General features: G+C 50.9%; 8 protein-coding genes. 3 read left to right on the forward strand and 5 right to left on the reverse strand.

Going from position 1 to position 11,786, the window contains the following annotated elements:
• Nucleotides 1-30: 30 nt before the first annotated feature.
• The 5 genes from AAHB90_RS04260 to AAHB90_RS04280 all read right to left on the reverse strand — a co-directional run bounded on the left by AAHB90_RS04260 (nucleotide 31) and on the right by AAHB90_RS04280 (nucleotide 9,371).
• Nucleotides 31-3,516, reverse strand: coding sequence for a SusC/RagA family TonB-linked outer membrane protein (locus AAHB90_RS04260; RefSeq protein ID WP_342083665.1), 3,486 nt, complete (start codon nucleotides 3,514-3,516; stop codon nucleotides 31-33).
• Between the two features lie 162 nt (nucleotides 3,517-3,678).
• On the reverse strand, nucleotides 3,679-4,743 hold the full coding sequence (locus tag AAHB90_RS04265; protein WP_342083666.1) for a FecR family protein: 1,065 nt from the start codon (nucleotides 4,741-4,743) through the stop codon (nucleotides 3,679-3,681).
• A gap of 191 nt (nucleotides 4,744-4,934) precedes the next feature.
• A complete protein-coding gene (locus AAHB90_RS04270) occupies nucleotides 4,935-5,513 on the reverse strand; it encodes an RNA polymerase sigma factor (protein ID WP_342083667.1) in 579 nt (192 codons plus the stop codon).
• A gap of 88 nt (nucleotides 5,514-5,601) precedes the next feature.
• Nucleotides 5,602-7,563 (reverse strand): LTA synthase family protein, encoded by a 1,962-nt coding sequence (locus tag AAHB90_RS04275; protein WP_342083668.1) that lies wholly within the window; start codon nucleotides 7,561-7,563, stop codon nucleotides 5,602-5,604.
• Nucleotides 7,564-7,709: 146 nt separating this feature from the next.
• Nucleotides 7,710-9,371, reverse strand: a complete 1,662-nt coding sequence (locus AAHB90_RS04280; protein WP_342083669.1) for a carboxypeptidase-like regulatory domain-containing protein — start codon at nucleotides 9,369-9,371, stop codon at nucleotides 7,710-7,712.
• A gap of 98 nt (nucleotides 9,372-9,469) precedes the next feature.
• Here AAHB90_RS04280 and AAHB90_RS04285 point away from each other — a divergent pair, with 98 nt between their 5' ends.
• From AAHB90_RS04285 to AAHB90_RS04295, 3 genes are all read left to right on the forward strand, one after another.
• The gene (locus AAHB90_RS04285; RefSeq protein WP_342083670.1) at nucleotides 9,470-9,898 is read left to right on the forward strand and encodes a hypothetical protein; all 429 of its coding nucleotides are present in this window, start codon (nucleotides 9,470-9,472) and stop codon (nucleotides 9,896-9,898) included.
• A gap of 101 nt (nucleotides 9,899-9,999) precedes the next feature.
• Nucleotides 10,000-10,590, forward strand: a complete 591-nt coding sequence (locus tag AAHB90_RS04290; RefSeq protein ID WP_342083671.1) for an HD domain-containing protein — start codon at nucleotides 10,000-10,002, stop codon at nucleotides 10,588-10,590.
• 130 nt (nucleotides 10,591-10,720) lie between these two features.
• Entirely contained in the window at nucleotides 10,721-11,734 is a 1,014-nt protein-coding gene (locus AAHB90_RS04295; protein WP_342083672.1) for a hypothetical protein, read from the forward strand.
• Nucleotides 11,735-11,786 lie beyond the last annotated feature (52 nt).

The raw sequence follows: 11,786 nt of genomic DNA on the forward strand, positions 1-11,786 counted from the left end.
GTTCACTTCAAGTAAGTTTTCTCCTAACCATTAAAACCCAAGCTGCAGACCACAAAGTAATGTCCTCGGCTGCGGCAACTGCTGGCGGTCGTCGATACCGCGCGAGAAGATGTAGCTGCCGCCGTTCTGCGTGCTTACCTCTGGGTCGTAGCCTTTGTATTTGGTGAAAGTCAGAAGGTTTTGTGCCGCCGCATACACCCGGATACTTTTAAATACCTTGCCGCCGCCAATACCTTCAATCAGGTTCTGAGGCAGGGTATAGCCTAATGTGACGTTGCGTAGACGCAAATAGGCGCCGTTTTCGAGCCACCAGTCGGAGGGGCGCAGGTTACCGTCGCCCGTCGCGCTCTGTCCTGCACGCGGGAGTTCAGCCACATCGCCGGGCTTGCGCCATCTTTTCAGGATTTCGGTAGAAGCATTATGCCCGGTCGATTCATTTTCTGTCACGAATTTGAAGGCATTCAATATTTTCAGACCCGAAACACCTGAAACTACCACGTTCAGATCGAAGCCTTTGTAGCTCGCACCCGCATTGAAACCATAGACAATTTTGGGAATAGGGTTACCGAGGATCTTCTGATCCGTGGAGGTCACTTTCCCGTCTCCGTCGAGGTCTTTGAAAATAAAGTCGCCCGGCAGCAAACCTGCCTGGTATTTGGTAGTCGCATCGCCCGCCTGTTCCGCCGCTTTCGCATTCAAAGCATCGATTTCGGCCTGATCTTTGGCTACGTGAGATAGTTCATAACCAAAGAACGACCCGATCGCCGACCCTGCGGCCGTATAGGTGAAGGTAGGGAGGTTACTAAATGCCCCGGCCTGAATAGGAGCGGCAAATTCGCTTCCGAGCGAATTGACAATGTTCTTGTTGTATGCCAAATTCGCGCTCACATTGTACTGGAAACCTCCCCGTGCCTGGTCGCGGTAGCCTACCGAGAACTCAACGCCCTTGTTTTGCGCGCTGGCTGCATTGGCATATTTGCTGGGTTGCCCGCCGCTGGCCGATGCTCCCGTACTTCCGGAAACCGGTACACTCACGAGCAGGCCGGAGCTTTTGCGGTTATACCAGTCGACGGTAATGCTCAGCCTGTTGCTGAGAAAGCCGAGATCTAAACCAATGTCGGTCTGGTCGGTCGACTCCCAGCGGATATTCGGGTTGGATAATGTATTGATGGTGGTACCCGGGCTGAATCCTTCGTTTGTGCCCAGCGAATACACCAGGTTACCATTAGGGCTACCGCTATAAGTAAGTACCGACGTCACGCCTGTGGTCGGGATCGTGTTGTTACCCGTCCTGCCAAGCCCGAAACGCAACTTTCCGTCACTCAGGAAGTTCAGATTGTTTTCAATGAAAGCTTCATCGACGAAGCGCCATGCAACACCCAGACCATAGAAATTCCCGAAACGGTTGTTGGCACCGAAGTTCGAGGCACCGTCGCGGCGGAAACTTCCCGTGAGAATGTATTTGTTGTCGAAAGTATAGCCTAAACGTGCAAAATAGGAGATAACCGAAGAGCGCGCATAGCCATAATTAGAACCGGTAACTGCCTGCGACTGGGCCACGCTGATGTTCTGAATGGCGTCGTTCGGGATTTTCGTACCGGTCGCATTCAGGCCGGATGAATTTCCAGGGTCGAGATAGCTGTTACCGAGCGTTGCAGAAACACTGTGTTTTCCAAATACCTTATTATAGGAAAAGTAGTTTTCAAGCGTATAAAAAGAGTAGTTGCTGAAACCCAGCGTTGCCTGTTGCGGATTGGTCAGGTTATTGCCCCCGGTGTAGCCATATTGGTAGCTGCGGTTCTTGCCGCCACCGATTTCGGCGGAAAGCTGGGTGCGGAACCGTAAGCCGGCAATGATATCCACTTCGGCAAAAACCTGCGGGAAGAACACGAAGCCGGTGTTGACGGGATGGTTTAGGTTAATGGCCGCGAGCGGGTTGTTCCCATTACTGAAATCGTCCACGTTGGTGGTATTGGAATAACCGCCGGGAATAGCCGGGTCATAAATAGGTTTATAGGGGGCGTAGTAAACCGCGTCGGAAATGCTCGCCAGCTGGCCGTCGTCTTTGGTATACCGGATATTCAGGCTTTGTCCCAAATGAAACCGGCCGAGGGTTTCGTCCAGCGCAAACCGGGCATTCAGCCTGCTGTTGGTGAAGTTCTTGACAATGGCCTGTTGTTTGATATAACCGAGAGAGAAATTATAAGCTACTTTTTCGCCGCCGCCGCTGATATTCAGGTCGTTTTGTGAGACAAGCCCCGATCTGAATATTTCTTTCTGCCAATCGGTACGGTCTGTGGTGACCTCCGAGGTGTTGAATTTTTCGGGCAGGGCCGAATTGGTTGTTGCCGCGAAGTCTCTCAGAAGATCAATATACTGTGATGCATTGAGCAAATCCAGCGTCTTCCAGGCCTTGGCAACGCCCCATTGGGTGTTGAAGTTGATGCGCGGCGCGCCCGATTTACCTCTCCGGGTAGTAATGATCACCACGCCGTTGGCAGCTGCGGAGCCATAAATGGCGGTGGATGAGGCGTCTTTGAGGATTGTGATATTTTCAATATCCTGGGTCGCCAGCGTGTTGAACATCGTTTTACTGCCCTGGATACCATCGATGACGTAAAGCGGATCGACGCCGGTAAAGGAACCTGTACCGCGGATAAGGATCTGGGCGTCGGAGCCCGGTGTTCCGTTCGATTGCAAAACCTGTACGCCAGCCGATTTTCCGATCAGCAGTTGCGAAGGATTGGTAGCCGTGGTAGCACCGGCGTCTTTTGAAGATACGATATCCACAGAGCCGACTACATCCTGTTTCCGCGAGCTTCCATAACCGATCACCACCACTTCGTTGAGCGATTTATCGTCGGGCGCCATTGAAACATTGATTACCGCCCGGTCGCCCACAGCGATTTCCTGCGTTTTATAGCCTACGAAACTGAATACCAGCACTGTTTCTGTATGGTTCACTTCAAATTGGAAGTTGCCGGCAGCGTCCGTCAGGGTACCAAGCTGGGTTCCTTTCAGGCGTACACTCACGCCCGGGAGGCCGTCGCCGTTCTCGTCGCTCACCTTGCCTTTGAGCAGCTGCGCGAGCATGTCCCTCATTTGAATGGTGAGTTGCCCGGCGCTTTTGGTTTGCAGTTCCTTGCTGGCTTTGAGCAATATGCGGCCCGAGGGCGTAACCTGGTAGGAAATCTGGAGTGGTGCCAGCAGCGTTTGCAATGCGGCCGACAGTTTCTGGTTGACAACGTGGATAGCGACCGGACGCTCGGCGCGGATTGCCTTATTGCTGTAAACAAATTTTACGTTCGCTTTCTGCTCCAGTTGGTCGAGCACCGTCGCCAGTTCCACCTTGTCGGCGTGGAGCGTTACGTTTCGTTCCAATACCTCCTGCGCCTTGCTGACGTGCGCCGCGTAGGTGAGACTGGAAAAAACGATTGAAAAGATAAGCTGGGCCAAAGAAATTCTCATGAGCAAGCAAAGCGATGCCCGGTTTTTTCGGTATCGGTTTTTTTTCATAGTTTAGAAAGGTTTTTTATAACTAATGAATATCCCGCTGCTGCATCTTGGCGGATTCCCGGCAGCAGGAAAGTACTGACCGGCAGGATAGTTTTCTGCCGGTTTCTTTTTTGACTTTGGTCACATTTATCGCATAGGGTCGTATTTAGGTTAAACAAAAATTTATTTGCAGCCGGCCGCTGACACCAGGATACGTGTACCCTGAACCTCGTAAGAACCGTCGTTGGATTGGCAAATCAGATCGAGCTGGTCGAATAGCGACATGTTTGTAAGATCACCGGTAAACGTACACTCATTTACCGCTTCCCCCGAAACCACGATGTCTACACCATAGGCATCTTTCAGGCGTTGAAAAATCTCTGGCAATACAGTGTTTTTATAAATCGCGGGAGGTAGTTCGGCATGGGCTGTCAGCAGCACGGGTTTGTCGACCAGGCTGGTCATCAGGTGCCCGCTTTCTTCGAAATAAGTCACACGCTGGTTCGGGGTCAGGATCACACCTTTGTTAAACCGGTGCTTGCCTGGGGATGAAGGTTTGTCGGTACTAATGCTTTCGTTTTCAAAAACAGAAACCTTCCCGCATACCACTTCAACCTGCATCTGGTGCTCTTCCCCGGCTTCTTTTACCCAGAAACTGGTTCCGAGGACTCTGGTCACCAACTTTCCGCTGTATACGAAAAACGGGCAGTGGCTGTTTTTGGTTATGTTGAAAAAAGCATCGCCGCTAAGCTCAACTTCGCGTTTACCGGCAGAAAACTTACGCGGGTAGGTCAGTCCGGCGCCAGGCGCAAGGGTTACCTCGCTGCTATCGTCCAGCTTGATAGGCATGGGTTGGGCGGTATTGTTATGGGTAGAAACCAGGCCTTCACGACTCGCTTCCGGCAACAATGCGCCGGTTACGGACTTTCCCTGAGAGGATCGGCCCGAATAAAAATAAAACAGCGATAGCGACACGATCAGCGCGGCGGCGATGGAAGAAAACATACGCACCGTATTCCGGGAGAAGCGTGGTAACATTACCGTTCTCCTTTCCGGTACTTTGCGGTCGTGTTGAATGGCTATCCACATCCGGGCTTTCAGAAGCGATTTTTCGGTATCCGAAAGCTCGGTTTGCGGCACATCGCTTTGTACCTGTTCGTACCATTGATGGATACGGTCTTTTTCCGCGGGGGTACATCGTCCCTCCCGGTATTTCAAAAGCAGGTTTTCGATTTCGTTATAGTTCACAGGTTCAGGGGTTGGCTGGCACAGACTACCTTTTGTCTGGTTTAACCTCTAAACCGTATTGGTAGCCGGTTGTCCCTGAATGTTTTTAAAATATCCTGGAAAATTAATGTAAAATGTAGAATTTGAAGCCGAACTTCTTCTTAAAATGCAACGTGGAGACGACGCCAGTGCAACGCCGCTTAAAGCCGGGATCAGGAAAAAAGGCTGAGGAGCAGTACGAGCAACGTTTCGTTCAGATATTCACGGACGGCCTTGGAGGCTTTACCCAGGTGGTACTCGACCGTCTTGTCGGAGATGCTCATGAATTCCGCGATCTGCGCAACCGTCCAGCTCTCTATCCGGCTGAGTTTGAATATCTCCCGGGTCCTGGCCGGAAACGGTTTAAGGCCCTCGTCGATATTGTGGAGCAGTTCGTTATAAGCCACCTCATCTTCGGTACAATGCTCATGCTGACTTGCAAAAGCCTGATAATAGGCAAGATACCGGCTTCTTGGCCCGGCTTTCCGGATGTAATCGATGACCTCGAAGCGGACAGCTGAGAAAAGGTAGTAATTCAATGCGGTAGTCCGCAGGTTGTGCCGCTCGTTCCAAAGGCGGGTGAAAATGTCCTGGACGATCTCTTCGGCGATATGTCGTTGGCCGAGTTTATGAAATGCCGCCCGGTACAGCGGATACCAATACTGGTCGTAAATAGCCGTAAACGCCCATTCATGTCCGGCGCACAAAGCTTCCAGCATTTGCTGGTCAGAAACTGGTTGGCTATCCGGCATTACAGTGAAGAGGTGTCAAATTTACATTTTTCCCAAAGTTATATTTTTTAGGTTAATATTTACATTCATGTCCCGCACATAGACACAGCTATTTTTTCATGAGCCCATGCTTGAACTGAAAGCTCGCTGCCTGGTACCAGGCTACCGCCTCGTCAGTCAAATGTCCGTTCGGTAAAGTCTGGCGGGCGGATCCGTCTTTAAAGTCGGGTGTGAATGTTTCAGTAACTCTCTGGGGCTTCAATACGATCAGAGAATCGTTTTTGACATATCCGAGGCTTTGATAAGTGCTTACGAATGCCCGTTCCCGGCCTGTTTCGAGTTTGAAAATATCGTATCCAAAGAACTTGCTGCGGTAAGAGAAATGGAGCAGTCCCAAAATCGTCGGCCCAATATCGATCTGGCTCATGAGCCTCGGCATGGTCCCCGCCTTGATAAAACCCGGTGCGTAAACCAGCAAAGGGATCTTGTACCGGTTGACCGGCAGGTCGGTCTTGCCGGCGCTGGACGCGCAATGGTCGGCCACAATGACGAACACCGTATTCTTGAACCAGGGCTTGCTTCGAGCCAGACGGATAAACTGACCGATCGCGAAATCCGTGTATTTGACAGCGCCTTCCCGCCCCGTGTGCGACGGGATATCGATCCTGCCTTCCGGGTAGGTATAGGGACGGTGGTTGGAAGTGGTCATAATGTGGGCGAAAACGGGTTTGCCCGCCCGCGTCGCCGCGCTGATTTCCCGGCTGGCCAGCTCAAAAAGATTTTCGTCGGCAACTCCCCAGATGTTTTCATAATCGATTTCTTTTTTTGAAAGCGCTGTCCGGTCTACAACCCCGTAGCTGTTGTGACCAAAGAAATACCCCATGTTATCGAAGTACCCATACCCGCCATAAATGAAGCGGGCCTGATAGCCTTTACTCCGCAGCACGCTGCCCATCGAGAAGAGGTCCTCGTTATGGGGCCGGCGCACAATCGACTGGCCGGGGGTGGGCGGTGTGCATATTGATAACGCTTCCAGGCCGCGGACTGTACGGGTACCTGTGGCGTAAAGATTGGTAAAAAGCAGGCTCTGGCCGGCGAGAGAATCGAGGAACGGAGTAATTCCCTGCTTATTTCCGAAGCTGCCGAGAAATTCGGCACTCAGGCTTTCAACACTGATCAGGACGATGTTTTTATGCAGTTCCGTGCCCGTGTTGACAATGTCTCTTTCGATGGAGTATGGCTTACCGTCAATAAAGTGGCTTTCCGGCGTTTTGACCAACTTATGAATCAGAGAGGATACCTGTTTGTCATCCAGTTTGGTATAGAACTGGTTGTAATCCAGTTCATTATTGCGGTAGGCAGCAAATAGCTCGTACATTCCGTTGCCGGCAAGCTCGTTGACGTAGATATTACTGCTGAACTGCCTGAACTTGTTATCCACCATCACAAAAGCTGCTGCCGCTGCAAGGAAGTACACGCCCAGCACGAGCGACCGCCTACCAAAACCCATCGGAGGAAAAGCCCATCGGGTGGCGCTCCATCGGGTGGCCACCCGGGATATCAACACGGTTAATAACGCTGCAAGCACCAATAGCACACCGACGATCACCTCTACCGGGTAAGACTGGCGTATATTCCCCACGACTTCCTGCGTATAAACCAGGTAATCGACGGCGATGAAATTAAACCGGGAGCCGAATTCGTCCCAAAAGACCCACTCGGAAACTGCATTCAACAAAAGCAGGAACACGAGGATGAAGAGCAAAACGAAAGAAATTATGCTGAATCCGGCCTTGCCTGTATACCTCCGGGGGACCACCCAGCCGAGAAGCATCACCGGAAGAATGAAATACAGGGAATTGACCAGGTCGTAAAACAGACCGATGCCAAAAATGCCGAGCATATTGGCGACATTGTAATCCACGCCGTTCCCGGCTTTCAGCATGAGGGTAATGCGGGTCAGCGTGGAAATCCCGGTGAGCAATGCGGCTAACAGGATAGCACGCGTCAGAAAATCTGATTTTGAATTGGATGTGCCTGTTTTTGTAACTCCCTGGGTGGCAGTGGTCATTTCTTGCAGAATTGGGTGGTGTCAGTCAGGCTTGAATACCCGATTTGTGCGTGAACCTACCCTTGAATTCTGAATTCTTTTTGAATTTTATACAGCAAGCCTGCCATGCATGCCGTACAAGTGATCAGTTTAGAGGTGTTGGCGTGCTACTTATTCGTATTGATAATCAATATTCCATTAGCACCCCTTGCGCCGAATGCGGCGGAATTTCCGTATCGGACGGCAGATATGGATTTGATGTCGCGGACGGTCATGGAATTCAATATCGGAATAACGGTGTCGGTGCCGTTGTAAAAGACATTATCCAGCATTAGTGCCACGGTATTATCAAAGCTGGCATTCGCATTGAGATTCGTGTTGTTCTCCACAAAATGGACTTTGTAGTTATTGGATGCAGCATCGAAAGTGACGCGCAGTCCGGGGATTCTTTTCAACAGATCAAAAACGGAACCCGAGTTATCACTTTCGCTGATCGACATAACATAGTCGGGCTTAATTAATCCGTCTTCTTGTTTTGCCGCATTTTGTATTAAACAATCTTTGTTTAAAAGGGTTTGCTGGCTTTCAATTGCGGGTAATTTCAAATCTGTGGCGATTGTTTCTTTGGCCCGATTTGGATTTTGAATGAGGGTAATCGTAGTGGGGGGAGTCTTGTCGTCGGGGAGGGGATAGTCAATCGGGAGCATTTCGGCGAAGCCTTCTCTGGCCCAGGCGTCGTGAATAGTGATTCCGTTCGGCGTTATTAACCATCCGTTGTCCGTAAATGTGCAGTATAGATTGGGCAGGATTATCTGGGAATATTTGAATGGATAGTCAGAAAAAACCGAAGCACTATTGTAAAGCCTTCGTTGAAACACCAGCAACGGATACCTGGAATGTAAAACAAAATACCCTTTGGTTTTATCAAATACGCAGACGGAATCGGCGGTGACAGGAGAGAAATTGCCACCGGTTACCTCCTTTTCCAGGGGGATTTTTGTCAGATAGAACTCCCTGGTCGTTTTCATGGTGAATATCTCAATACCATTGGCTTCCAGGGTGTTTTTTGAAAGCGACACAAGAAAATTGCGGAACGAATCCCTGAAAGCCATGCCGCGGTTGTGGATTTGCTTTCGCTGTTTCTCCGGTTCGTCGGCAGGCCAGGATTCGAAGAATTTATACCCGGAAAGGAATGTTTTTCTTCCGTTCGACTCAAATTTGTTCATGTGAAATGTGACTTTGTACCCCAGCGCCGGGTTTTCAATCACAATGGGCTCGCTGCTCACTGCCGTCAGAAGCCCGGTCGCTTCGTCGATACCAAGCGTGATCGATTCCTGGTTCAGGATTCTGCATTGCCTCGCAAAGGGGGAATCGCCCAGCAGACCGTTTTGGAAAATCCTCCATTTCCGACGCCAATGCTTGTCGTGCTTTCCCTTGATGATGACTTCCCGTATCGTATTGTTCAAATCAAGCTTGAACACGACATTCGCCGTCCGGCCCGGGATTGCCTGCAACTGTTTTACTTCCGGCTTATAGCCTACGAATGAAGCGACCAGCTCCGCTTTTTTGTACCGCGCCGGAACATTCATGCGGAATTGGCCGGCTTTGTCAGTCGAAGTGCCGATGGAAGTATTGTTGATGTAAACGGAGACTAACGGCAATGCTTTTCCGGTCTCGTCATAAACAGTACCCGCTATCTGCCACGTCTGGCCCTGGGAACGGCAAGGGCTGGTCAGAAAGAGCAAAAGCACGCAAAAGCAGCACAATAGCCTGCCGTAAGCGCCGGCTGCCGATGCACAGTAAGATTGACGAAGTCGGCTATAAAACATAGTTCACTGTTTCAAGCATGCTATTCAGTGGTAAAATAATAAACTTGGGTTACAACTGATAATGGATCGGGAGCGTCTACCTGATAAAACTCGTCGTCATGAAAACACTTTCACTTTTTATCTTAGCCCTGTTCGTATTCGTGCAATGCAAGAAGGAAAACCGCGATCCGGCACCTGAAATTACATCGATTGTTGGCAAATGGCGCATAGTGGAATACAGGGAAACTAGCGGAGACTCCATCGTTACGCGTCCGGTACTGAAAGCAAATTCTTATATCTATGAATTCCGGTACGATGGGGTACTTTTGAATGGAAACGGATATGTGCCATGCTGCCTTCCATCGGAATATTCTTTAAACGGAACAACTTTCGTGCCGAAGCCCGCCACGCCCGTTGAGTTAGATCCTATTTGCGCGACTTCCTTGTGTGGGATCTGCCCTGATATAAAACTGACGCAAACTGCCCCGGATAGCCTGATCATGGAAGCGTGCGGAGGAGCTTTGAGCGTCTTCGTCCGTGAAAAGTGACCCGGCGAATTTTATGAGGTGCCTGGACTGACCGATCGCTTTTTGTCATAACCGGAAATGCCTTGTAATTTCACCTTTTGAAATAATCAATCGGCAAGGCCATGGATTTAACCAACATTTTACAGCAGATCGAGTTTATCAAGGAGATCGACAAGCTCAAATACATACAAAGAAAAACCAGGCTCTTCAATAGCGACAGGAACGAAAACGACGCCGAACACAGCTGGCACCTGGCGGTGATGGCCATTGTCCTGGCCGGGCATTCCAATGTGCCGGTCGATATTCTCAAAGTTGTCAAAATGGTGCTGATACACGACATTGTCGAGATCGACGCAGGCGACACCTTCATTTACGATACACAGAAGAACCACACGAACACCGACGATGAGCGCCTTGCAGCAAACCGGATTTTCGGAATGTTGCCCCCGGAGCAGGCCAGCGATCTGATCGCCGTCTGGGAGGAATTTGAAGCGGGAGAAACCGCCGAAGCCCGGTTCGCGCGGGCAATGGACCGCCTGGAACCACTTCTGCAAAACAGCTCCAATGGTGGCGGTACCTGGAAAGAGTTCGGGGTGAAATATGAGAAGGTATACGAGAAAAAGAAGGTGATCAGGGAAGGATCGGACTCGCTTTGGGCCTACGCCGAAGCGCTGATCAACGAAAGTGTCGAAAAAGGGATCCTGGAAAAGTAGCAGGGCACTCCTCCTGGCCCGATAGCGCCTCGCCTTTGGTCTACATTATCGGCGGTTGGTCTACAATATTTTTCATGAACGGGGTATTTGTCTTCCTTTACACATCTCGTTCAAGATTAAATATTGTGCTATGATAACTTACAGGAACTTATTCATTGCCATCTTTTTAGTGGCCGCATTGGCATGCTTCACCCGTGAGCGCGGACTGGCGCCTCTGAAAAACATATATGCATGGAAACAGGTGCTGCCCCCGGGTAACGGATCGCATGCCTATGAATGGAAACCCGGCACATTCCCGATGGGGGTCATCCCGCATGTCGCATTCGGCGGGAAGCTCTGGATGACGGGCCAGAAGGCATCCTGGTCTTCGCCGGACGGTATTACCTGGACGCGCCACGAGAAAAAGGACTGGGGCGAACGCATTTATCTATCGGGCATTTACTTCGCCGGTAAGCTCTGGATGTATGGCGGAATGCGCTACCAGGAGCGGCAGTTAATCAATGAAATATGGTATTCCAAAGACGGCTCCGACTGGCAGCAGGCGGGCAGTGCTGCCTGGGCGCCGCGGAAAGGACATGCGCTCGTTGTTTTCAAAAACAAACTGTGGCTTTTCGGTGGTACTTCCAAAATATCGCGGGATTTCGAATCACTGGAAATGAAAAATGACGTCTGGTCGTCGTCCGATGGGCTGACCTGGACCCGGGAAGTGCAGCAGGCGCCCTGGGCTCCCCGGGATTCGCCGCAGGTGGTGCTGCTGCGGGATGCACTTTATCTGATAGGCGGCCAAGGAATGGCCGACGTCTGGTGTTCGACGGACGGGAAAAACTGGACGGAAATCACGCCGGAAGCTGGCTGGAAGAAACGCTTCGACATGGGCGTACAGGCGTACGACGGCATGCTGTGGCTATTTGGCGGCCGGGATATGAACCCCGACCACCATAAGGGCGCCCTGAACGACGTATGGTTTTCCTCGAACGGGGCCGATTGGGGCCGTTATGCCGAACATGCCCCGTGGAGTGTCCGCAGCGGGGGCAACAGTGTGGTATTTCAGAACCAGCTGTGGATTTACAGCGGTAAACACACCGGCGCCGATCCGGTTTGGAAAGGGGATGTATGGGTGCTGCAAAAAGTCGGAAAGCACTGACGACGGAATCCCATACCCGAGCAATTGTCTCCGTATGGTGATATAGGAAAAA

It is taken from the genome of Dyadobacter sp. OTU695 (genome assembly GCF_038440355.1).
GTDB lineage: Bacteria > Bacteroidota > Bacteroidia > Cytophagales > Spirosomataceae > Dyadobacter.